Source organism: Bordetella ansorpii (assembly GCF_900078315.1).
GTDB classification, from domain to species: domain Bacteria; phylum Pseudomonadota; class Gammaproteobacteria; order Burkholderiales; family Burkholderiaceae_B; genus Bordetella; species Bordetella ansorpii.
The window spans coordinates 115,096-137,627 of sequence record NZ_FKBS01000017.1; the positions used below are offsets into that span (position 1 = coordinate 115,096).

Here is a 22,532-nt window from a genome sequence, read left to right on the forward strand (position 1 = left end):
GCCACGCACGCCGAGACAGGCGGGATGTACCTTCATGCAAGACATCGGCAGGCTCATGCGGTCCTCATCTGGTGCAGGCGCTGGCGGTGGGCCAGCGGGTCGCCGTGGCGCACGGCATTGGCCAGCATGCGCACGGCCAGCCGGGCGGCGGGCATCTCGCGCGTCATGCCCATGCCGCCGTGCAGCTGGATGATGGTCTCGGCGAACGGCACGGCCTGCTGGCCCACGTGCATGCCCAGCAGGTCGAGGGCGGCGTCTGTGGCCGGGCCTGGCCGTTCGGCCTCCAGTGAGCGCAACGACGCCTGCAACAGATTCCGGGCAATCTCGTATTCGATGTACAGCCTGGCTGCGTCGTGGCGCAAGGCCTGGAATTCCGCCAGGGCCTGGCCGAACTGCTTGCGTTCCAACAGGTAGGCGATGGCGCGCGACAGCGACGCGCCCATGCAGGCGACGGTGTCGGCGGCCACGGCGGCCACCGCCACGCGCCAGCCCGCGCGCAAGGCCTCCTGCGCCTGCGGCCCATTGGCCAGCACGGTATCGGGCGGCAACGGCCAGTCGTCCAGTGCATGGGACTGCACCGGCAGGTCTTCCATGGTGCGATAGGCGGTGACGGGTTGCCCGGCGAGCGCCGCGCGCGGCACGGCGGCCAGCACCGGGCCACGGCCTTCTTCTTCGCAGACCAGCAGCACGTGTGTGCAATCGCCGGTCAACGCAGCCTCGGCCGTGGCGCCCGACACGCGCCAGGCATTGCCGTGCAGGCGTGCGGCAAGGGGCCGCACCGGCTCCGACGCCGACAGCGGGCCGGCCAGTTCGATCACCGCCTCGCCCTCGGCGCAGGCGTTCGACAACGACGACGCCAATGCGCAGCCGGGCAACGCGGACAGCACGGTCGGCACGATGCCGCAGCGGGTGATCACGGGCAGGTCCACCGCATGCCGGGCCAGCGCCTCGACGATGGAAGCCAGGTCCGCAAAGCCGCCGCCCACGCCGCCCTGCGCCTCGGGCACCAGCACGCCGCTCCAACCCATGTCGCCGATCAACGTCGCATCCGGCCGTTGCGGATAGCGGCCCGCCTGGTCTTGCGCCACTCGCGCGGCGCTGTCGGACAGCATGCCGGCGAAGGCAATCGAAGGTTCAAAAGACATCTCTGCAAGCTCCGTATCAACTACCGAACAAGGACCGCGCCACGACGTTCAGCTGCACCTCGGTGGTGCCGCCGGCAATCGTCTTGGACCGCGCGAACAGGTAGTTCTGCACCCACGTGCCATCGGGCGAATCGCCCTCGTCTTCACGCAACAGGCGTTGCGTGCCCCGGTCCCCCACGGCCATGAAAGCGATCCGCGTCAGCGACTGCGAGATCACGCTGCACGCCTGCTTCAGCGCCGAGGGCCTGGCGTCCAGGGGCTCCTTGCGCATCATGGCATCGATGGCCTGCGCCAGCATCTCGCGCGCGCCTTTGATGCGCGCGGCCAGGGCCAGCATCTCATCGTCCAGCGCGGCGTAGTCGCGCAACGGCGCGGCCTGGCGGCGCTCGTTCAGCAGGCGCGCCACGCGGCGCCATTGCCGCATCAACTGCGCCACGCTGGCCGGCGGCAGGCGTTCGCGCTCCAGCAGGTACTTGGCGCAAGTCCAGCCCTTGCCCTCTTCGCCCAGCAGGCGGTCGGCGGGCACGCGCACGTCGTCCAGGAACACCTCGTTGACGTGATGCCAGCCGTCGATGGTGGGAATCGGCCGCACGCGGATGCCCGGGGTGTCCATGTCGATCAGGAACAGCGAGATGCCCTCCTGCTTGCGGCCCTCGCGCGAGGTGCGCGCCAGCAGGTAGATGCGGTCGGCCTCGTGGGCATGCGAGGTCCAGATCTTCTGGCCGTTGATGACGTAGTGGTCGCCGTCGCGCACGGCGGGCGTGGACAGCGAGGCCAGGTCCGATCCCGAACCCGGCTCGGAATAGCCCTGGCACCACCAGTCGGTGGTGTCCAGGATGCGCGGCAGGAATTGCGCCTTCTGCCGCGCGGTGCCGAACTGCATGATGACCGGGCCGATGTGGCCCAGGCCGTGGTGGTACAGCGGCGGGCAGTCCTGGTCGGCCATGACTTCCTCGAAGATCATGCGGCGGCGCAGGTCCCAGCCGGTGCCGCCGTGCTCGACCGGCCAGTTGGGCGCGGCCCAGCCGCGCGTGTTCAGCACCTGCTGCCAGCGGCTGTAGACCGGGCGGGTAATCTTGTCGCCGGCGGCCACCACGGCGCGGATGTCCGCCGGGCAGTGTTCGCGCGCGAAGGCCTGCAGTTCCTCGCGGAAGGCGGCGTCCTCGGCGGTTTCGTGGTGGCCGCTGCTGGGCAGGGCCAGGAAGTCGGGATTCAATGCCGCGGCCATCTCAACGCCCCTTGTAGACGGGCGCGCGCTTTTCCAGGAAGGCGCTCTGGGCCTCGCGCGAGTCCTCGGTGTTGGACAGCGCGACCGTGATGTTCTGCTCGAAGCGGTAGCCCTCGCGCGGGGGCATGGAGGCCGTCACCTGCGAGGCCTCTTTCGCGTAGCGCAGCGCGATGGGCGCCTTGCTGGCGATCTCGCGCGCCAGGTCCATCACATAGGGCATCAGTTGGTCGGGCGGCAGGCTGGCCTCGACCAGGCCCAGGCGGTACAGCTCGTCGGCCGACACCTTCATGCCGGTGAAGAACATGCGGCGCGCCCGCGACTTGCCGAACACGCGCTGCAGCAGCGCCGTGCCGCCCGCCAGGCCCACGTTGATCTCGGGCATGGACACATAGGCCTCGTTGGACGCGACCCAGATGTCGCAGGACGTCATCAGCCCGAAGCCCGCGCCCAGCGCCGCGCCGTTCACCGCGGCGATCACGGGCTTGTTGCACTCGGCGATGGCCAGCGACGATTCGCGCACCAGGCGGTTGTGGTGCCAGTAGGCGCCCGGCCCCTTCTGCTTGATGGCCGGCCGCTCGCTCACGTCCGCGCCGGCCGAAAACACCTTCAGCTTGCTGGCCAGCACCACGCAACGCACGTCGTCGTCATCGTTGAAACTGTCGAACACTTGGATGATTTCCGCCCGCATCTGCGCGTTCTGCGCGTTCACCGGGGCGCGGTTCAGGTACACGATGGCCACGTGGCCCTCGCGTTCGACTTGCAGGCATTCAAAGGACATCGTTGACTCCAAAAGTTGCCGCCGCGCAGGCGGACGAAAGATGGCGAGGGATGGGGTCATGCACGGTCATTGCGTGCTGAGATCCGCGCCGCTCTTGACCAGCGCCTTCAGCCGTTCGGACTCGAAATCCAGGAACCTGGCGAAGTCCTGCGGCGAGCCGCCCTCCACCAGCAGGGACGTACGGTCGATGGCGGCGCGCGTGCCGGGGTCTTGCAGCGACCGGCGCAGGTCGGTGTTCAACTGGTTCACGATGGCGTCGGGCGTGTCCTTGGGCACGAAGAAGCCGAACCAGCTGCCGAAGACCAGGTCCACGCCCAGTTCGCGGAAAGTGGGCACGCCGGGCGCGCCGGGATGCCGCTGTTCGCTGGCGATGGCGATCGCATGCAGCCGGCCGGCCCGCACGTTGGGCATGGCCGAGGCGCCGTCGAAGATGCCATCCACCTGGCCCGCGAACACGTCGTTCATGGCCGGCGACGTGCCGCGATACGGCACATGGGTGATCTTCACGCCCTCGGCCCGGGCCCACAGCTCGGCGGCGATGTGCGGGCTGGACGCCATCCCCGACGAGGCCAGCCGCAGATTGCCGGGCGACTTGCGCGCCTTGGCCAGCACCGCGTCCAGCGTCGTCAGGTCGGACTTGCCGGAAGTCACCAGCAGGTTGCGGCTGTTGCCCAGCAGCATGACGGGGCGCAGGGCGTCCTTGTCGTAGCTCATGTCGCGGCGCAGGATCGGGTTCGACGTATAGGCATAGCTGGTCAGCAGGATCGTCAGGCCGTCCGGCTCGGCGCGGGCCACCGCCTGCGTGCCTATCATGGTGGCGCCGCCGCTCTCGTTCTTCACGATCACCGGCACCTTCCATTGCCGTCCCAGGTACTCGCCGATGGCGCGGCCGTACACGTCGGTCACGCCGCCCGGCGCATACGGCACGATGATGGTGACCGGCTGGCTCGGGTACTTCGGGCCGGCCGCCACGGCCGCCGGCAGCGCGAACGCCGCGGCCACCGCGCAGGCGCGCAGCAGTTGTCTCATCTGATGTCTCCTCTGTGCGGCTTGATTGCCGCTATTCGGGCTTGATGCCTGCGTTGTCGATCAGGCGTTTCCACTTCTTCTGTTCCGACGTCACCAGCGCGTCCATTTCCTGCGGCGTGCTGCCGTCCAGCTCCGTGCCGGGCGGGATGCTCTTCTTGACCTGAGGGTCGGCCAGCACCTGGTTCAGCGTGCTGTTCAGCTTCGCCAGCACGTCGGGCGGCGTGCCCGCCGGCGCGGTGACGTAGTTGATGGGCGCGGCCTCGAAGCCGGGCAGCGTGTCGGCGATGGCCGGGATATCGGGCGCGGCCGGATTGCGCTGCAGGGTCGAGACGCCCAGGGCGCGCACCTCGCCCGCCTGGATCTGCGGCAGGTAGACGCTTAGCGTGTCGATGGTCATGGGCACCTGCCCGCCGATGATGTCGTTGCGCGCCAGGCCCGTGCCCCGGTACGGCACGTGGAAGATGTCGACGCCGGCTTCCTGCTTGAACAGTTCGCCCGCCAGATGGCTGGTCGATCCCACGCCCGAACTGGCGAAGCCCAGCTTGCCGGGATGCGCTTTCGCGTAATCGATCAGCTCGCGCACGCTGTTCACGGGCAGGCTCTTGGTGACCACCAGCACGTTGGCGCCTTCCAGCATCTTGCCCACCGATACCAGGCCCTTGTAGGGGTCGTACGGCAGGTTCTTGAACAGATAGGGCGCGGTCATCTGCTGCCCCGGCGTGGTGAACAGCAGCGTGTAGCCGTCGGGCCTGGATTGGGCCACGAAGCCCGCACCCAGGGTGCCGCCCGCCCCCGGCCGGTTCTCGACCACGATGGACTGGCCCAGGGCCTTCGCCCAGGGCACCGCCACCACGCGGGCCGCCGCGTCCGCGCCGCCGCCCGGGGCGAACGGCACGATCAGGCGTATGGGTTGCCGGCTGGGGAAAGGCTCTGCGGCGCGTACGGGCGGCATCGCCCCCAACAGCGCGCAGCAAGCGCCCATCGCCAGCAAAACTCGCGTTCCGCTGCGCATGTCGTCTCCACCTATCTGGTTGTTTTGCTTGGGCAAAACTTGTTTTTCCGGTCGATCTGGCGGATGATTCACACATCTTACCGACCGGTCGGTAAGTTCAGATGATAGGCCGTTCCACGGGAAATTCAAACGCTGATTTCCCTTTATCATCGGCCTCGGCTTTTACGACACAGGACTTTCCGCCCATGACCGCTCGGGACCCCGGACGCTACGACCAGATCATCGATGTTGCCCGCCGCCTGTTCGCGCGGCACGGGTATCAGGGCACGTCGCTGAACATGATCGCGGCCGAGGTCGGCGTGTCCAAGGCGGCGCTGTATCACCACTTCCCGGACAAGGACACGCTGTACCGCAGTCTGGTGGCCACGGGCATGCGGGTGCTGTTCGAGTACGTGCAGAAGGACGTGCTGGCCAGCGACGGCACGCCGCGTGGCCGGCTGTATGCGTTCATGCGCTCGTCGGTGGCGTACTACGAGCAATACCACGACAGTTGGGTGTCGGGATCGCTGCTGTTCTGGCGGTCAGAGAACCCGGAACACCGCGCGCTGGTGCTGGAATGGCGCGATGCGTACGAAGGCCTGCTGAAGGATGCGATCCGCGATGGCGTGGGCCAAGGCCTGTTCCGGCCCGATACCAACGTCAGCCTGGCCAGCAAGTTTCTGCTGTCGTCGCTGAATCAGCTGTCGCGCTGGTACCGGCCGGATGGCGAGAAGACGGCGCCGGAGATCATGGATTGTTTCGTGGGGATGTTCCTGAACGGGATCGAGATGCCTCGGGGTTGAAGCCCGGTCGCGCGGCTCATGCCGGCCCGCGCCCCCACACTCGCTCGTACAGCGCCGGCAGGATCTCCCCCGCCGGACCGGCCAGGTTGTACTTCACGACGCCATCGAGCGGCGTGGGCTGCGGGTTGACCTGCACCACGCAGGCGCCGCGCCGGGCCGCCTGGGCCGACAGCCCCGCCGCGGGCTGCACGGCGGCCGAGGTGCCGATACTGAACAGCACGTCGCTCTGGTCGCACGCCTGCACCGCGGCTTCCCATTCGGTCTCGGGCAGCGACTCGCCGAACCACACCACGCCTGGCCGGATGGCGCCGCCGCAATGCGCGCAGCGCGGCGGCGCCAGGCGGCGGCCCCCCGCGGGCTCGTCCGGAATGCCCGCCGTGAAGGTGTGATCGCGCCGGCAGTCGAAGCAGAACGGCCGGTCCAGGCGGCCATGCAGATGCAGCACGCCGCGGCTGCCCGCCCGTTCGTGAAGATCATCCACGTTCTGCGTGACCACCGTGGCGTTCGGCACCCGCGTGGCCATGGCCGCGATGGCGAGGTGCGCGCCATTGGGCCGCGCGCGCAGCACCCCCATGCGGCGCCATTCGTACCAGCCCCAGACCAGTTCGCGGTCACGGCGGTACGCCTGCGCGCAGGCCAGCGACATGGGGTCGTACTGCGCCCACAGGCCCGTCATCGGGTCTCGAAAAGTGGGGATGCCGCTTTCGGCGGACACGCCCGCGCCCGTCAGGAAGACCACGTTGGAGGCGCGGCGCAGCATGTCGACCAGCGCGTCGGGAAAATCGGCAATGCTCATCGGATATCCATGTCTGCGGTGCCCAGTCCAACTACATGGACACCGGATCGCGCTGACAGTTTCCCATGCCGCCGCAGTGCGGGTCGCCATGGGACGCGGCGGCAAGCGGATCAACGCAGCGGCGATGGATTCTCCAACTGCCGCGCCACGTCCAGAAAAGACGCCAGCGCCGGATTGTCGTCATTCCTGCGCCATGCGATCGCCACTTCCTGCTCCAGCAGCGGCAACCGATCCGCCAGCGGCACGTACTGCACCTTGGGATGGATCAGCGAGGTCAGGTTGCCCGACACCAGCGCCACCGTCAGGCCCGCGGCGATCACGCAGATCACGCTGGCGATCTGCGAGCACTCCTGCTCGATGGCCGGATAGAAACCCGCCGTGGCGCACGCCGCGATCAACTGCGCATGCGCCGCCGGGACCTTCTCGCGCGAGAACGCCACGAAGGACTCGCCCGCCAACTGCTTCAGTTCGATGCTGGCCCGTCCCGCCAGGGGATGGCTCCTGGACAGCGCCACCATCAGCACGTCGCGCTGATACGGCCGGGTCTCGATCTGCGGCGCCTCGACGGGCAACGGCGTGCGCAGCAGGCCCACGTCCAGCGCACGGCCGCGCAACTGTTCCAGCTGATCCTTGGTCGTCATCTCGGACAGCCGCAGCCGCACCTGCGGATAGTCGTGACGGAAGCGGCTGATCAGCTCGGGCATGAAGCCATAGCCCACGCTGCCGATGAAGCCCACCGACAACTGCCCCGCCCCGCCGCCCGCCGCGCCCAGCGTGCGCTGCAGCGCGACCTGCTCGTAGCGCAGCCACTGGTAGGCCTCTTCCAGGAAAACCTTGCCCGCGGGCGTCAGCGCGACCGAACGCTTGTTGCGCACGAACAGCGGCGTGCCGACCTGCGCCTCGAGTTTCTGGATGGCCTGGCTGAGCGGTGACTGCGCGATGCCGACGCGCACGGCGGCGCGGCCGTAGTGCAGTTCCTCGGCCACGGCGATGAATTGCTTGAGCAGTCGGCTGTTCAACATAAAGATGTTTTTCGTCTTACAGACCGAGAAATTATATGTTGGACGAGGTTTTAGCCGCTTTATAGACTGATTTCAAAAGCACGACACCACAACGACGGAGACAAGCAAGATGGATGCATCCCATCCCAAGCCCGAACACGCCTATCAGGCCATCGCCGACATCCTGGGCGCGCAGGTGCCCTGGAAAGAATCGCCTTCCAGCCGCTTGCGCTTCTACGGCAGCGCGCCCGCCTTCGACTCGCCGCACCGGCTCACGCTGTCCGCTGGCGCCGCCATCGGCGCGTATGCCCTGGCGGTCGAGAAATGGTGGCACCTGGCCACCGGCCAGCGCCAGAACGTGGGCATCGACTGGATGCAGGCGGCCAGTTCGCTCAATCCCGGCCACTTCCAGACCCAGAGCGGCTACAGCCTGCCCGCGCTGTCGTTGCTGACGGAATTGAAGGCCGACTTCTACCGCACCGCCGACGACCGCTGGTTCTTCCCGATTGGTTCGTACCCGCACCTGCGCGACGGCGTGCTGGACCTGCTGGACTGCGCCAACAACCCGGCCGCGCTGGCCAAGGGCATCGGGCGCTGGGAAGGCGATGCGCTGGAAGCGGCCTTCGAGGAACGCCGCCTGCCCGGCGTCTATGCGCGCACGACGAAAGAATGGCTCGCGCATCCGCAGGGCGAGCTGCTCGCCCGGCTGCCCGTGGTGGAAGTCATCAAGATCGCCGACGGCGAACCCGAGCCGGCGCAAGCCCGGAACCGCCCGCTGGACGGCCTGCGCGTGCTGGACCTGGGCCACGTCATCGCCGGTCCGGTGGTGGCGCGCTCCCTGGCGGAACACGGCGCCGAGGTGCTGCGCATCGCACCGCCCGCCATGCAGGATCCGTTTCGCCAGACGGTAGACACCAACATCGGCAAGCGCTCGGCCTTCCTGGACCTGGACCGCGAGGAAGACCGCCTGCGTGCCCGCGAGCTGGTCAGCGGCGCGGACGTGGTGGTGCAGTCGTGGCGGCCCGGCAGCCTGGCCAGGCGTGGCCTGGGACCGGAAGACGCCGCCGCGCTGCGTCCCGGCGTGGTGTACGTCAGCGTCAGCGCGTTCGGCGACGCGGGGCCGTGGCAGCGCCGCGGCGGCTTCGAGCAGCTGGGCCAGGTGGTCAGCGGCATCGCGATGGCCGAGGCGGCGGGCGGCCGCCCGCGCGTGGTGCCCACCTATCTGCTGAACGACTACCTGACGGGCTATCTGGGCGCGGCCGGGGCGATGCTGGCGCTGATCCGCCGCGCCACCGAAGGCGGCAGCTATCACGTGAAGGTGTCGCTGACGCAGACCTCGATGTGGGTGCAGCGCCTGGGCCTGGAACCCGGTTTCGAGCCGCGCGAGGAACGCCGGCATTTCGCGGAAGGTCTGGCGCCGCTGCTGGAGACGCGGCCGTCCGCCTATGGGCCGCTGCAGCAGTTGCCGCCGGTGGCCCAGTTCTCGCGCACGCGCGCCCATTGGAGCCTGCCGCCCGCCCCCAACGGCGCGCATCTTCCGGTCTGGCTGGACAACCTGGGACGCGAGGCCTGACCGCCGCAGCCTGAACGACGACACAGCGGCACCAAGCCGCGAGAAGCACCAACAGAGGAGACGACATCATGACCCACAAGCACGCCGTGCTGGCCCTGGCCCTGGCCTTGGCCGGGCTGGCGGCGGGCGCCCTGCCCGCCCGCGCCGCCGACACCTATCCCAGCAAGCCCATCACGCTGATCATCGGCTTCGCGCCCGGCGGCCCCACCGACGCCATCGGGCGGGTGCTGTTCAAGCGCGTCTCCGAAGAGCTGAAGACGCCCATCGTGATCGAGAACCGTCCCGGCGCGGGCGGCAACATCGGCACACAGGACCTGGTGCGCGCCAAACCCGACGGCTACACGCTGCTGTACGGCACCTCGTCGCTGACCACCGCGCCCGCTCTGTTCAACCGCGTCGACCTGGATCCGACCAAGGCCTTCGACGTGGCCAGTTGCTCGGTGGCGGTGCCGATGATCCTGCTGGTGTCCAAAAAGAACACGGCCGACAGCCCGCAGGCGCTGTACCAGGCCATGAAGGCGGATCCGACCAGATTCTTCCTGGGCTCGTCGGGCAACGGCTCGGTCGACCATCTGGTGGCGATGGACGTGGCGGCCAGGCTGGGCTTGACCTTCCAGCACGTGCCCTACAAGGGCAACGGGCCGGCGCTGACGGACCTGGCGGCCGGCAACGTCAACTTCATGTATTCGGGCTCGTTCAACAGCGCCATGCCGTTCATCCAGAATGGCCAGGTGCGGGCCCTCGCGGTGACATCCGACCACCGGTCGTCCGCCTTGCCCAAGGTGCCCTCGCTGAGCGAAAGCGTGCCCGAACTCAAGGGCTTCGACGCCGCCACCGCGCAGGTGCTGGCCGCGCCCAAGGGCACCCCGCCCGCCATCCTGGCCCGGCTGGACCAGGCGATCCAGATCGCGATCAAGGATCCCAAGGTGAAGGAAAGCCTGGACTTCCAGGGCGCGGAACCCATGAACCTGTCGCCCGCGCAATGCAAGGCGCACATCGCGGACGAATTCAAGCGCTGGACCGGCACCATCGAGCGGCTGGGGCTGAAGGCGCAGTGAGCGGCGGCGATCCATCAATTCTGTTTGCGGCAGCGACAAACAGAGTCGATTGATCCCGCCCGGCCGGCGGCGTATCTTTCAGTGTCCTGTGCGCGGCTGCGCGCAGGGCCAGCGGGCGCAGACCCGCGGCGGGCCGGGTCCGAGACCCCGCTGCCGATTCCCCGGAGGGCGTGGAGACAGCACGCCAGTGGAGTGCCCCATCGATCCGTCGCATGGCGAAACCTGCCTGCGGATCCTTGGGACACCGCGCTGGACAACAACCACACTCCAAGGGAATTCCTCGCATGAACGCTGCACCCGCTTTTCGATCCTTCCGGCGCCTGGGCGCACTGCTGCTGCTGGCCGGCCTGGGCATTGCGCCCGCCGTGCACGCGGCCTATCCCGAAAAGCCCATCCAGGTGATCATCTCGTTCCCGCCGGCCGGCGCCACCGACGTGCTGGCACGCGCGGTCGGCCAGAAGCTGTCGGCCGAACTGAACCAGTCGGTCGTGGTGCAGAACCGCCCCGGCGCCGGCGGCGCCATCGGCCTGGTGGCCGCGGCGCGCGCGCCCGCCGACGGCTACACCCTGTACCTGGCGGCAGTCACCAACGTGCAGATCGCCCGTGCCATCTACAAGGACTGGAAGGCCGACCTGGAAACCGATTTCGTGCCGATCGCCGGCGTGGGCGCCGTGCCGCACGCACTGGTGGTGCCCACCTCGCTGGGCATCAACGACGTGGCTGGCCTGGTGTCCTACGTGAAATCCTCGCCCGGCAAATACAATTTCGCTTCGCAGGGCACGGGCACGCTGTCGCACCTGGAATCCGAGCTGTTCGCGGCCAAGGCGGGGTTGAAGATGGTGCACATTCCGTACAAGGGCAGCGTCGAGGCCCTGCCCGACGTGGCCAGCGGCAGTTCCGCCATGATGTTCGACAGCCTGCCGTCGTCCATGCCGCTGGTGACGGGCGGCAAGCTGAAGTACCTGGCAGTGGCCTCGAAGACGCGGGTGTCCCTGCTGCCCGACGTGCCCACGCTGGCCGAAGCCGGCGTGCAGGGCGTGGCGGCCGACAACCTGTTCGGCTTCGTGGCGCCCAAGGGCACGCCGCCGGAGGCCGTGCAGACCATCGCCCGCGCGCTGCAGAAGGTGCTGGCCCAACCCGACCTGAAGTCCGCATTGGCGCAGCAAGGCGCCGAACTGCACTACACCAGCGCCGAGGACTTCCGCAAGGCCATCGCGCAGGAGCGCGAGGTGTGGGGCGGCGTCGTGAAGGAATTCAACGTGCAGCCGCAGTGATCGCCTGAACGGCAAACACCCCGAGGGGCGGCGATAGATGTCGGTTTCATGACACATCTCCGTCCCTTTTCTTTACTTACCATCGGTTTTTTACGATCCTGCTTCATGGGCCGGTCATTTGCGGTGCCCATACTTCCGCCAGCCATCTCAAGCGGGAGACCCTCATGACCGATGCCATCGACGTACGCGGATTGTCCAAGACGTTCAAGCCGGGCAGCAAGGCGCTGGACAACGTCGACCTGCGTGTCGCGCCCGGCGAGATGGTCGCGCTGCTGGGCGCGTCGGGCTCGGGCAAGTCCACCCTGCTGCGCCACCTGGCCGGCTTCGTGCCGGGCGACCGCGGCACGGGCGAAGTCCACGTCAACGGCGAGCTGATCCAGCGCGATGGCCGCATCAGCCGCTCGGTGCGCCGCTCGCGCGCCGGCATCGGCTTCGTTTTCCAGCAATTCAATCTGGTGGGCCGCCTTCCCGTCATCACCAACGTGCTGACCGGCCTGCTGCCGCGCGTGCCGCTGTGGCGCAGCCTGACGCGCACCTTCACGCGCCATGAAGTGGCCGCCGGCATGGACGCCTTGGCCCAGGTTGGTATAGACGGCTACGCCTTCCAGCGCGCCTCCACGCTGTCGGGCGGCCAGCAGCAACGCGCGGCCATCGCCCGCACGCTGGTGCAGAACGCCCGCGTCATCCTGGCCGACGAGCCCATCGCCTCGCTCGATCCCGAATCCTCGCGCCGCGTGATGGACACGCTGGCCCATATCAACCGCACCCGCCAGGTGGCCGTCGTGGTGTCGCTGCACCAGGTCGACGTGGCGCTGCGCTACTGCCCGCGCGTGGTCGCGCTGCGGCATGGCCGCGTGGTGTACGACGGCCCCGCTTCGGCACTGACGCCCGCCATGCAGCAGGCGCTGTACGGCGCGGACCTGGCCGAACTGCGCGGCTCGGCGCCCGCAGCCGCGCCCGTGCGCGCCCGCGGCCTGCAGGTGGCGCTGGACGCCGCCGTCTGAGCCCTCTTTCGTTGCTTTCCCCCTGCACTCCCTGATCGGAGCCTTCATGTTCGTCAAGACCCTTTCCGCCCTCTTCGCCAGCGCCGTCGTGCTCAGCGCCCCCGCCCTGGCGCAGGACGCCAGGACGCTGAACTTCGGCATCATCTCGACCGAATCGTCGACCAACCTGAAATCCGCCTGGGGTCCCGTCATCAGCGACCTGAGCCGCGCGATCGGCGTGCCGGTCAAGCCGTTCTTCGCCTCGGACTACGCCGGCATCATCGAAGGCATGCGCTTCAACAAGGTGCAGATGGCCTGGTACGGCAACAAGTCGGCCATCGAGGCCGTGGACCGCGCCCAGGGCGAAGTGTTCGCCGCGGTGATCGACAAGGACGGCAACCCCGGCTACTGGTCGCTGCTGCTGACCCACAAAAGCAGCCCGCTGCAAAGCGTGCAGGACGTCATCGAGAACGGCAAGACGCTGAGCTACGGCGCTGGCGACCCGAACTCGACCTCGGGCACCGCCGTGCCGAATTTCTACCTGTGGCTGGCCAACAAGGTCGAGCCCAAGACGCTGTTCAAGAACGTACGCATCGCCAACCACGAGACCAACCTGCTGTCGGTGATCAACAAGCAGACGGACGTGGCCATCACCAACACCGAGGCCGTCGAACGCTACCGCCTGTCCACCGGCAAGAACGCCATGGACGACGTGCGCGTGCTGTGGAAATCGCCGCTGATCCCGGCCGATCCGCTGGTGTACCGCAGCGACCTGCCGCCCGAGCTGAAGCAGAAGATCCGCGGCTTCTTCGTCAACTACGGCAAGGGTTCGCAGGAGGAACTGGAGAACCTGAAACGCCTGACCTACAAGGGCTTCCGCGTATCGGACAACAACCAGTTGATCCCCATCCGCCAGATGGACCTGGCCGGCGCGCGCGGCCGCCTGGAGAACGACGCCAACCTGTCGGCCGACGACAAGCAGAAGCGCATCGCCGAGATCGACGCCAAGCTGGACGCCCTGGACAAGCAGGCCGCCGCCCTGGCGAAGCAGTAAGTCCTGCAGCGCGGTCCATCGTGCGATGGACCGCCTGCTGCTTGACCTCGACACCCTCAACAGAACACCGCCGGGCGGGACCATGCGCCCGCCCGGCATACCTGCCCCGCGAGCCCGCTCTTGAGCCAATCCCTCACCCCCGCCGCCGCGCCGTCCGCACAACTGCGTACGCCGATCTCCACGCTGCTGGCCTGGGCCGCCGTCTTCCTGCTGCTGGGCCTGTCCTGGCAAGGCGCGGACATGCGCCCCCTGGACCTGCTGCGCGACAGCGGCAACATGGGCCAGTTCGCCGCGGACTTCTTCCCTCCCGATTTCCGCGACTGGCGCAACTACCTCTCGGAAATGCTGGTCACGGTGCAGATCGCGCTGTGGGGCACCTTCCTGGCCATCGTCGTCGCCGTCCCGGCCGGCCTGATGTGCTCGTCGAACATCGTTCCCCCCTGGATCTACCAGCCCATGCGCCGCCTGATGGACGCCTGCCGCGCCATCAACGAAATGGTCTTCGCCATGCTGTTCATCGTGGCGGTGGGCCTGGGCCCGTTCGCGGGCGTCCTCGCCCTGTGGGTGCACACCACGGGCGTCCTGGCCAAGCTGTTCGCCGAAGCCGTGGAAGCCATCGACCCCCGACCGGTCGAGGGCGTGCGCGCCACGGGCGCCAATGCGCTGGAAGAAATCGTCTACGGCGTGATTCCGCAGGTGATGCCGCTGTGGATCTCCTACTCGCTGTACCGGTTCGAATCGAACGTCCGCTCGGCCTCGGTGGTGGGCATCGTGGGCGCCGGCGGCATCGGCATGGTGCTGTGGGAGATCATCCGCAGCTTCCAGTACGCACAGACGTGCGCGGTGATGCTCATCATCATCGGCTTCGTGATCGTGACGGACATGCTGTCTTCGCGGATCCGGAAGGCGTTTATCTGATTCTTTTTGCGAGTGGCTTCTGTCTTCATGCGGCGGGTGGCGTTCTTCTGGCCGCCGCAGCCGCACCTGCGAAGTCTCGTCCTCGCGCTTTCGCGCTGCGGGCGCGACTTCTCCGGTACATCTGCGGCTATCAGAGACGTCATTCGGCGGGTTGAAAACCCTTCCCCTCCCCCCACGATGAAATAGCGTGCATCCGGAATGCCGCGAGGCTACCTGCCAATTCGCCGTCGCACCCATTCGCGAATCAGCGTCACGGTGATTGCGGACGTACGAGATACATTGCAGTGAGTCCTTGGCGGGGCTTGGGGCAGCCGTGACGGCCAATTGGAGGGCGGGAAGCCCCGCGTAGCGGGGCCGAGGGCGCCTGGTGGCGCGCCCGAGCCAACCGACTTGGCCGGCGCGGCTGCCCCAAGCCCCGCCAAGGACGCCTCAAGAACTCAAATCTCCCACCACACCTGGCCCCGCCATCAGCCTACGAACCAACGCCATCAACTCCCCCGCGGCCTTTTCAGGAACATCATTGTTCCCGATCCGATGCAGCGTGACGCCTGCGGGCAGATCCAAAGGCATCCCCGCGTCGGCCAGACGCCCTGCGATCTGCACGGCGTCCTCCCTTCCTCGCCGCTGCAACCGCTCCAGCAGCACCGATGCATCCACCGTGATCTGCACCGCCTGCAACGCCGGATAGCGTGCGCATGCCTGCGGCAGGCAGCGGCGCGCCCCGTTCACCACCACGACGCGCCCCTCGGCCAGATAGTTGTCGAGCCGCGCCCCGATGCCGTAGCCGAACCCGTGGCTGCGCCAGTGCAGCGCGAAGCCGCCGGCGGCGGCCATGCGGGCGTAGTGATCTTCGGAAAGCTCGATCGAGCCTTCGTCCGCGCTGCTGGGGCGCGTGATGTAGCGCTGCGCGATCCAGACCGGATCGGCCAGGCCGAGCGAAGCCCGCAGCAGGCGCAGCAACGTATCCTTGCCGCTGCCCGACGGGCCCATCAGATAGATCAGGCGGGCGCCGTCGTTACGGGCGGGCGACCTGTCCGTGCTCATGGCGCGGCCGGGCCTTGCAGGTAGTCGGCGGCGGCGCCGTCGGCCACCGTGCCGTCGAAGCCGTAATGCCGCGCCACCAGGAACGGCGCGTCGGGCTCGGGCTGCACGTACAGGCTGATGTCCCGGACCGGCATGGGCGCCCGGCACAGCGGATCGCTGAAGGCGCGTATGCGCGCCTGGGCGTCCTGCATCTCGGCGCCTTCCAGCATGCCCGTCAGCGTGATGTGGAAGACGAAGTGCTCGAACACGTACGGATAGCCCCAACGCGCCAGCATGGCTTCGTGCTGCGGGCTCAACGGCGATCTGCGGCGGCGAGCCAGTTCTGCTTCGGTGGGCGGCGCGCGCCAGTCGTCCAGTTGGCGTACCGATTCGGCCGCCAGCGAAAGCATCGGCGCCTGCTCGAGCGCGTCGCCCGCCAGGCGCCAGGCCAGGAAGCCGCGCAGGGCCTGGCATTCCAACCGCACCGAGAACGGCTCGGCGATGGCCGCCAGGCACAGCACGGCATCGTCCAGGCTTTCGGGAGTGCGGCCCGCGCGCAGGCGGAACGGCGGTTTCAGCGTGGCATGCAGGCCGTAGTGGCGCGGCGCGGCCGTCCAATCGGGCTGGCGCGGATCGGCGTCGGCCGCGGGCGGCACCAGGATGCCCGTGTCGGGGCAGCGGCCCAGCCACTGCGCGCCGGCGCGGCGCCAGGGCTCGGCCGGCGCCAGGTACAGCGCGTATCGATAGGCCAGCGGCATGGCGTCAGGCCACGGCGGCCGTGGCGGCCTGGCCCGCGTGCCTGAACGGACGGTTGGCGTAGCGCAGGCGGCCGGCCACGACGGCCGCGCAGACGCGCGGCTGCTGCGGATCGCTGTCGTCGACCAGGATCAGGTCGGCCATCATGCCGGGCAGCAGTTCGCCGTAGCCCGCCAGGCCCGCGGCGCGCGCGGGATTGCGCGACACCAGATTCCAGGCCTGCGGCAGCGGCAGCACGCCGTCGCACACCAGGCGCATCGCGGCGGCCAGCGGCGCGGGATAGTAATAGTCGGACGTCAGCACGTCGCACAGCCCGGCGCGGATCATCTCGGTGGCGTTCAGCGCGCCGTTGTGGCTGCCGCCGCGCACCACGTTCGGACCACCCAGCACGATGGCGTCGCCCTGCTCGCGCGCGATCTGCGCAGCCTCGCGCTTGAGCGGAAACTCGGCCACGCTGCAGCCCAACTGATGATAGTAGCGGCGGGTCGAGGCATCGGGATCGTCGTGCGAGGCGATGCGCAGCCCGGCTTCGCGCGCGGTGTCGGTCAATGCGCGCAGGGCGCCCGAGACCGAGTCGGCCGAACGCATGGCCTGGCGGATGCGCTCCTGGAAGGTATCCAGGTCGCACTCGGCACGCTCGGCGTACTGCAGCAGCTTGCGGTCGTCGCCCAGGCGCTTGACCATGCTGGGCAGGTGATCGTTCAACGCCAGGAAGCGCACGCGGCCCTCGCGGATCCACGCCTGCGCGGTTTCCACGCCGGCCACGTGGTGCGTCTCGAAACGCAGGTGCACATGGTGGTTGGCGCCCAGCGCGGGACGCATGCGCTCCAGCGTGTCGAACATGCGCTCGGCGTAAGGCTGGCCGCGCAGGCCGCCTTCCCAGGACAGGGTGACGCCATGGAATTCGGTGGTGATGCCGTTGGACAGCAACTGGCAATCCACGTCGCGCAATGCGCCCTCGTAGGGAAAGGCGACGCCGGGGCGCGGCATCACCGCGCGCTCGAAGGCGTCGCCATGCAGGTCGACGATGCCGGGCAGCACCAGCAGCCCGCCCGCGTCCAGGCGCGCCGCGCCCGCGCTGGCCGGAGCCAGGCGGCCATCGGCGAAATCGAATGCCGCGGCCTGCAAACCGGACGGCGTCAGCACCCTGGCGCCGGCGATGCCGCCCAGGACGTCGGAAAGGTCGGTAGTGTTCTGCATGATGCTCGAATGCTAGTGCTGCTTGATGACGACCAGATGTCTAGACGATTCAAATGAAACCAAGGCAGGAGCCCACCTGCCCCGCCCGGCTTCAGCTTTCGTCGTCGGACACCACCAGTTGTACGAAATCGCCGCCGAAACGCGTCACGCTGTACTGCAGCGGCGCCTGCTTCTCGTCGACGTTCAGGGCCTCGACCTGCAGGATCGGCCGGGTCTTGGGCTGGCCCAGCAGGCGCGCCACGTCGGGATCGGGAATGGCCGCCGTGATGCGCGACCATTTGCGGGTGTAGTCGGCGATGCCGTACTCGGCATAGGCTTTGGAGACCGAACCCAGCGCGTCCAGCTTCTCGGCCAGGTCGGGAAAGCGCTGCGCGTCGAAATAGTGCTCGGACACGTCGATGACGCGCGTGCCCGACTTGCCCAGCATCTGCACGCGCAGCAGCTCGGCATTGCGCGGCAGCTTCAGTTGGGCGGCGGCGTCGGCGTGGCGCAGCACCTGCTTGCCCAGGAATTCCAGGTGGGCCGGCAGCCCCTGGCGGCGCAGGTTCTCGGAAAAGCGCGTGCGCTTGCCGATGGCGTAGTCGATGGCATGTTCCTGCACGAACGTGCCCCGGCCCTGCTCGATGCGCACCAGCCCGCTCTGCTCCAGCTCGCCCATGGCGCGGCGGATGGTGTGGCGGTTGACGCCGTAGCGCGCCGCCAGCTCGGGCTCGGGCGGCAGTTGCTCGCCCGGCGCGTAGAGTTTCTTGCGTATGTCGGTGGCCAGCAATTCGCCTATCTGGCGCCAGACTGCAACCCCGGAACCTCGCTCGACCATCATGCCTGATACGTCCTGGTGAATGGTGTCTCGTCGACGTGTTGTGTTCGCACCGCGATTTTGCCGCGATATCCGCCATTGTGCCTGCAAGGGACAACACCGTGCAGACGTCTGCATGAGGATACGTATCGACGTATCTATGGGACAGCACACTAGGCCTGCTTACGCAATGTCATCATAATTTCACGCCCTGGCGCTTGAATCACGGCTTGGCAAGGATCATACTACGCCAATCGTCTAGACGTTTAGAGGAAACATGGCCGAAATCGAAAACGCCCCGGATGCCGCGCGCCGCGGCTGGATGCGCGTGCTGGCGCTGGCCGACACCGCCGAACTGGACCGCGCCTTTGCCGCGCTGGGCCCCTTGCCCGCCCGGCGCTGGCTGCGCAAGCCCGAGACCGGCATGGCCATGGTGCGCGCCCGCAGCGGCGGCACCGGCGCCCAGTTCAACCTGGGCGAAATCACCGTCACCCGCTGCGCCGTGGCCCTGGGCGACGAGGACGGCGTGATGGGCGTGGCCTATGTGCGCGGCCGCGCCATCCGGCATGCCGAACAGGCGGCGGTGGCCGACGCGCTGTTGCAAATGCCGCACTGGCGCCAGCGCGTGCAGGCCGAATTGATAGACCCCTTGGCCCGCGCCCATGCCGAGCGCCGCGCCGCGCGCGCCAGCCTGGCCGCGCAGACCAAGGTCGACTTTTTCACCCTGGTCCGGGGAGAAGACTGATGAGTACCCTCGCCTCCACGCCGGCCGCCATGCTGCCGGGTTTCGATGATCCCGTCGCCGGCGCGCAGGCCGTGTTCCGCGGCGTGCTGCACGCGCTGTCGCATCCCGGCCGCGTGGTCGAACTGGATGCGCCTTGCGGCGTGCCGGCTGGCCTGTCGCCCGCCATGACCGCAGTGCTGCTGACGCTGGCCGACGGCGACGCGCCGCTGTGGCTGCCGCCCGGCGTCAGCGGCGACGTGGCGCGCTTCCTGCGCTTCCATACCGGCAGCCGCGTCATGGGCCGGCCAGGCACGGCGGTGTTCGTCGCCATCCCGGCGGGACTGGAAATGCCCGGTATGGCCGACCTGCACCCGGGCGACCCGGCCTACCCCGACCGTTCGGCCACGGTGGTGCTGGAAGTGCAGTCGCTGCGTGACGGGTTCGCCTACGAACTCAGCGGCCCTGGCATCCAGGACAGGCAGGCCTTGCGCGTGCGCGGCCTGCCGGCCGGTTTCGTCGCCCAGTGGCAGGCCAACCACCAGCGTTTCCCGCTGGGCGTGGACGTGCTGCTGACCTGCGGCAACCTGCTGTGCGGCCTGCCGCGCACCTGCCGTATGGAGGCATAGGGCCATGTATGTCGCCGTCAAAGGTGGCGAACGCGCCATCCTCAACTCCTACCGCCTGCTCGACCAGTACCGGCGCGGCGATACCGCCCTGCCCGAGCTGACCCTGGCGCAGATCCAGCAGCAGTTGCCGCTGGCCGTCTCGCGCGTCATGGCCGAGGGCGCCCTGTACGATCCGCACCTGGCCGCGCTGGCCATCAAGCAGGCGGCGGGCGATACGCTGGAAGCGATCTTCCTGTTGCGCGCCTACCGCACCACGCTGCCGCGCCTGGGCTACACCGAGGCCATCGATACCGGCAGCATGCAGTTGCAGCGCCGCATCTCGTCGACCTTCAAGGACGTGCCGGGTGGCCAGATGCTGGGCCCGACCTACGACTACACGCAGCGCCTGCTGGATTTCAGCCTGGAAGAACCCGGCGCGGCCGATCCGCTGCCCGCGGGCGAACCCATCGAGCAAGCCCCCACGCCGCGCGTGACCGACCTGCTGCAGCGGGACGCCCTGATCGACAGCGACGCGCCGCCGGCCGGCGACCCCGCGCCCTTCGACCTGACGCGCCAGCCGCTGACCTTTCCCGCCGACCGCCCCGCGCGGCTGCAGAACCTGGCGCGCGCCGACGAAGGGTTCCTGCTGTCCATGGGCTATTCCACGCAGCGCGGCTACGGCAACACCCACCCCTTCGCCGCCGAGATCCGCTACGGCACGCTCGAGGTGGAGATGATTCTGGAAGAGCTGGACGCGCCCGTGGTGATCGGCGAGATCGACGTCACCGAATGCCAGATGGTCAGCCAGTTCGCCGGCACGGCGCAGGAAGGCCCGAAGTTCACGCGCGGCTACGGCCTGACCTTCGGCTATGGCGAGCGCAAGGCCATGTCGATGGCGCTGGTGGACCGCGCGCTGCGCGCCGCCGAACTGGGCGAACCCGCGCAGTCGCCGGCCAACGACCAGGAGTTCGTGCTGTACCACAGCGACAACGTCGAGGCCTCCGGCTTCGTCCAGCACCTGAAACTGCCGCACTACGTCGACTTCCAGGCCAATCTGGAGCTGCTGCGGCGCCTGCGCGCCGAGCACGATCAGGCCAAAACCGCATCGCAGCAACCGCCGGCCGACGCCGGCACGGAGGCCCAGGCATGAACGCGACATCCCCCCTTCCCGAGCGCGATCCCCACTACAACTTCGGCTACCTGGACGAATCCACCAAGCGCATGCTGCGCCGTGCGCTGCTCAAGGCGGTGGCCATCCCGGGCTACCAGGTGCCTTTCGGCAGCCGCGAGATGCCGCTGCCCTATGGCTGGGGCACGGGCGGCATCCAGGTGACCGCCTCGATCATCGGCCACGACGACGTGCTCAAGGTGATCGACCAGGGCTCGGACGACACCACCAACGCCATCAACATCCGCCGCTTCTTCGGCCGGGTGACGGGCGTGCGGACCACCGAATCGACGCGCGAGGCCACCATCATCCAGACCCGCCACCGCGTGCCCGAGACGCCGCTGTCCGAAGGCCAGGTGATGGTCTTCCAGGTGCCGATCTCCGAGCCGCTGCGCTGGCTCGAACCCAGCGAGGTCGAGACGCGCACCATGCACTCGCTGGCCGAGTACGGCGCCATGCACGTGCGGCTGTACGAGGACATCGCGCGCTACGGGCACATCGCCACCACCTACGACTACCCGGTCACCGTGAACGGACGCTACATGATGCGGCCCTCGCCCATCCCCAAGTTCGACAATCCCAAGCTGGACATGAACCCCGCGCTGATGCTGTTCGGCGCCGGCCGCGAGAAGCGCGTGTACGCCGTGCCGCCCTACACCCGCGTGGCCAGCCTCGATTTCGAGGACCATCCGTTCACCATCGAGAAATGGTCGGAAAGCTGCGCGCTGTGCGGCTCGCACGACAGCTTCCTGGACGAGATCATCCTGGACGACCAGGGATCGCGCCGCTTCGTGTGCTCGGACACCGAGTACTGCGGACAACGCCGGCAATCGGCCACGGAGGCATCGTGATGGAGCAACGCGCCCTGCTGTCGGTGCGCAATCTGACGCGCACCTGGGACGGCGTGCATGGCTGCCGCGACGTCAGCTTCGATCTGTACCCGGGCGAAGTGCTGTGCGTGGTGGGGGAATCCGGCTCGGGCAAGAGCACGTTGCTGCAGGCGCTGTCCTGGCAGGTCGAGCCCGAGGCCGGCAGCATCTGGTATGACGTGGACAGCCAAGGCCTGGTGAACCTGGCGAACCTGTCGGGCGCGCGGCGCCGGCTGCTGTCGCGCACCGACTGGGGCTTCGTGCGCCAGCATGCGCGCGACGGGCTGCGCATGCAGGTCAGCGCGGGCGCCAACATCGCCGAGCGCCTGATGGCCGTGGGCCAGCGCCACTACGGCTCGCTGCGCGGCACGGCCGCCAGTTGGCTGGCCAAGATGGAGATCGATGCGAACCGCCTGGACGAGGCCCCCGCCGCGTTCTCGGGCGGCATGCAGCAGCGCCTGCAGATCGCCCGCAACCTGGTCACGCATCCGCGCATGGTGCTGATGGACGAACCCACCGCCTCGCTGGACGTGTCGGTGCAGGCGCGCCTGCTGGACCTGCTGCGCCAGCTGGTGACGGACCTGCGGCTGGCCGCGGTGATCGTCACGCACGACCTGGCCGTGGCGCGCCTGCTGGCGCAGCGCACGCTGGTGATGCGCGGCGGCAACGTAGTCGAGAGCGGGCTGACCGACCAGATCCTGGACGATCCGCAGCATCCCTATACGCAATTGCTGGTCTCTTCCATCCTGCAGAGCTGAGC

23 protein-coding genes are annotated in these 22,532 nt (G+C 68.4%); 12 read left to right on the plus strand and 11 right to left on the minus strand.

Annotated elements, in window-relative coordinates; translation table 11 throughout:
• Positions 1 to 53 precede the first annotated feature (53 nt).
• The 5 genes from A7W11_RS15490 to A7W11_RS15510 form a co-directional block, all read right to left on the minus strand.
• A complete protein-coding gene (locus tag A7W11_RS15490) occupies positions 54 to 1,145 on the minus strand; it encodes an acyl-CoA dehydrogenase family protein (RefSeq protein ID WP_066414776.1) in 1,092 nt (363 codons plus the stop codon).
• Positions 1,146 to 1,161: 16 nt separating this feature from the next.
• Positions 1,162 to 2,373: an acyl-CoA dehydrogenase family protein gene (locus A7W11_RS15495; protein WP_066414779.1), complete on the minus strand. Its 1,212-nt coding sequence runs from the start codon at positions 2,371 to 2,373 to the stop codon at positions 1,162 to 1,164.
• A gap of 1 nt (position 2,374) precedes the next feature.
• On the minus strand, positions 2,375 to 3,151 hold the full coding sequence (locus tag A7W11_RS15500) for an enoyl-CoA hydratase/isomerase family protein (RefSeq protein ID WP_066414782.1): 777 nt from the start codon (positions 3,149 to 3,151) through the stop codon (positions 2,375 to 2,377).
• Positions 3,152 to 3,217: 66 nt separating this feature from the next.
• The gene (locus A7W11_RS15505; RefSeq protein WP_066414788.1) at positions 3,218 to 4,180 is read right to left on the minus strand and encodes a Bug family tripartite tricarboxylate transporter substrate binding protein; all 963 of its coding nucleotides are present in this window, start codon (positions 4,178 to 4,180) and stop codon (positions 3,218 to 3,220) included.
• Between the two features lie 31 nt (positions 4,181 to 4,211).
• Positions 4,212 to 5,192 (minus strand): Bug family tripartite tricarboxylate transporter substrate binding protein, encoded by a 981-nt coding sequence (locus A7W11_RS15510; protein ID WP_066414799.1) that lies wholly within the window; start codon positions 5,190 to 5,192, stop codon positions 4,212 to 4,214.
• 185 nt (positions 5,193 to 5,377) lie between these two features.
• Here A7W11_RS15510 and A7W11_RS15515 point away from each other — a divergent pair, with 185 nt between their 5' ends.
• Positions 5,378 to 5,974 (plus strand): TetR/AcrR family transcriptional regulator, encoded by a 597-nt coding sequence (locus A7W11_RS15515; RefSeq protein ID WP_066414801.1) that lies wholly within the window; start codon positions 5,378 to 5,380, stop codon positions 5,972 to 5,974.
• A gap of 16 nt (positions 5,975 to 5,990) precedes the next feature.
• Here the strand turns inward: A7W11_RS15515 and A7W11_RS15520 are convergent, their stop codons facing one another.
• The gene (locus tag A7W11_RS15520) at positions 5,991 to 6,770 is read right to left on the minus strand and encodes an SIR2 family NAD-dependent protein deacylase (RefSeq protein ID WP_066414803.1); all 780 of its coding nucleotides are present in this window, start codon (positions 6,768 to 6,770) and stop codon (positions 5,991 to 5,993) included.
• Between the two features lie 110 nt (positions 6,771 to 6,880).
• Entirely contained in the window at positions 6,881 to 7,792 is a 912-nt protein-coding gene (locus A7W11_RS15525; protein WP_066414804.1) for a LysR family transcriptional regulator, read from the minus strand.
• Between the two features lie 109 nt (positions 7,793 to 7,901).
• Here A7W11_RS15525 and A7W11_RS15530 point away from each other — a divergent pair, with 109 nt between their 5' ends.
• The 6 genes from A7W11_RS15530 (at position 7,902) to phnE (ending at position 14,631) form a co-directional block, all read left to right on the plus strand.
• Positions 7,902 to 9,344 (plus strand): CoA transferase, encoded by a 1,443-nt coding sequence (locus A7W11_RS15530; protein WP_066414805.1) that lies wholly within the window; start codon positions 7,902 to 7,904, stop codon positions 9,342 to 9,344.
• Positions 9,345 to 9,412: 68 nt separating this feature from the next.
• On the plus strand, positions 9,413 to 10,402 hold the full coding sequence (locus A7W11_RS15535) for a Bug family tripartite tricarboxylate transporter substrate binding protein (protein ID WP_066414806.1): 990 nt from the start codon (positions 9,413 to 9,415) through the stop codon (positions 10,400 to 10,402).
• Between the two features lie 284 nt (positions 10,403 to 10,686).
• Positions 10,687 to 11,676: a Bug family tripartite tricarboxylate transporter substrate binding protein gene (locus tag A7W11_RS15540; RefSeq protein ID WP_066414809.1), complete on the plus strand. Its 990-nt coding sequence runs from the start codon at positions 10,687 to 10,689 to the stop codon at positions 11,674 to 11,676.
• 164 nt (positions 11,677 to 11,840) lie between these two features.
• A complete protein-coding gene (gene phnC, locus A7W11_RS15545; RefSeq protein ID WP_066414816.1) occupies positions 11,841 to 12,680 on the plus strand; it encodes a phosphonate ABC transporter ATP-binding protein in 840 nt (279 codons plus the stop codon).
• A 46-nt stretch (positions 12,681 to 12,726) separates the two neighbouring features.
• Positions 12,727 to 13,713, plus strand: coding sequence for a phosphonate ABC transporter substrate-binding protein (phnD, locus tag A7W11_RS15550; protein WP_066414819.1), 987 nt, complete (start codon positions 12,727 to 12,729; stop codon positions 13,711 to 13,713).
• Positions 13,714 to 13,875: 162 nt separating this feature from the next.
• The gene (phnE, locus tag A7W11_RS15555; protein ID WP_066416041.1) at positions 13,876 to 14,631 is read left to right on the plus strand and encodes a phosphonate ABC transporter, permease protein PhnE; all 756 of its coding nucleotides are present in this window, start codon (positions 13,876 to 13,878) and stop codon (positions 14,629 to 14,631) included.
• A gap of 429 nt (positions 14,632 to 15,060) precedes the next feature.
• Here phnE and phnN read toward each other — a convergent pair whose 3' ends face one another.
• The 4 genes from phnN to phnF all read right to left on the minus strand — a co-directional run bounded on the left by phnN (position 15,061) and on the right by phnF (position 18,427).
• Entirely contained in the window at positions 15,061 to 15,675 is a 615-nt protein-coding gene (phnN, locus tag A7W11_RS15560; protein WP_066414822.1) for a phosphonate metabolism protein/1,5-bisphosphokinase (PRPP-forming) PhnN, read from the minus strand.
• Entirely contained in the window at positions 15,672 to 16,412 is a 741-nt protein-coding gene (locus A7W11_RS15565) for a DUF1045 domain-containing protein (protein WP_066414824.1), read from the minus strand. Before A7W11_RS15565 ends, phnN begins: the two co-directional genes overlap by 4 nt.
• Positions 16,413 to 16,416: 4 nt before the next feature.
• Complete coding sequence (locus tag A7W11_RS15570) at positions 16,417 to 17,610, minus strand: alpha-D-ribose 1-methylphosphonate 5-triphosphate diphosphatase (protein WP_066414826.1); 1,194 nt, start codon at positions 17,608 to 17,610, stop codon at positions 16,417 to 16,419.
• Between the two features lie 91 nt (positions 17,611 to 17,701).
• Positions 17,702 to 18,427, minus strand: coding sequence for a phosphonate metabolism transcriptional regulator PhnF (phnF, locus tag A7W11_RS15575; RefSeq protein WP_066416044.1), 726 nt, complete (start codon positions 18,425 to 18,427; stop codon positions 17,702 to 17,704).
• A gap of 256 nt (positions 18,428 to 18,683) precedes the next feature.
• Here phnF and phnG point away from each other — a divergent pair, with 256 nt between their 5' ends.
• The 5 genes from phnG to phnK are packed head-to-tail and all read left to right on the plus strand — an operon-like array spanning position 18,684 to position 22,530.
• Positions 18,684 to 19,151 (plus strand): phosphonate C-P lyase system protein PhnG, encoded by a 468-nt coding sequence (phnG, locus tag A7W11_RS15580; RefSeq protein WP_066414827.1) that lies wholly within the window; start codon positions 18,684 to 18,686, stop codon positions 19,149 to 19,151.
• Positions 19,151 to 19,756 carry a phosphonate C-P lyase system protein PhnH gene (gene phnH / locus A7W11_RS15585; RefSeq protein ID WP_066414829.1) on the plus strand — a complete coding sequence of 202 codons (606 nt, stop codon included), beginning with the start codon at positions 19,151 to 19,153 and terminating at the stop codon, positions 19,754 to 19,756. Before phnG ends, phnH begins: the two co-directional genes overlap by 1 nt.
• Before the next feature lie 4 nt (positions 19,757 to 19,760).
• Complete coding sequence (locus A7W11_RS15590; RefSeq protein ID WP_066414830.1) at positions 19,761 to 20,885, plus strand: carbon-phosphorus lyase complex subunit; 1,125 nt, start codon at positions 19,761 to 19,763, stop codon at positions 20,883 to 20,885.
• Entirely contained in the window at positions 20,882 to 21,754 is an 873-nt protein-coding gene (locus A7W11_RS15595) for an alpha-D-ribose 1-methylphosphonate 5-phosphate C-P-lyase PhnJ (protein WP_066414831.1), read from the plus strand. The genes A7W11_RS15590 and A7W11_RS15595 overlap by 4 nt, the downstream gene beginning before the upstream one ends.
• The gene (gene phnK / locus A7W11_RS15600; protein ID WP_066414832.1) at positions 21,754 to 22,530 is read left to right on the plus strand and encodes a phosphonate C-P lyase system protein PhnK; all 777 of its coding nucleotides are present in this window, start codon (positions 21,754 to 21,756) and stop codon (positions 22,528 to 22,530) included. The genes A7W11_RS15595 and phnK overlap by 1 nt, the downstream gene beginning before the upstream one ends.
• Positions 22,531 to 22,532: the final 2 nt, after the last annotated feature.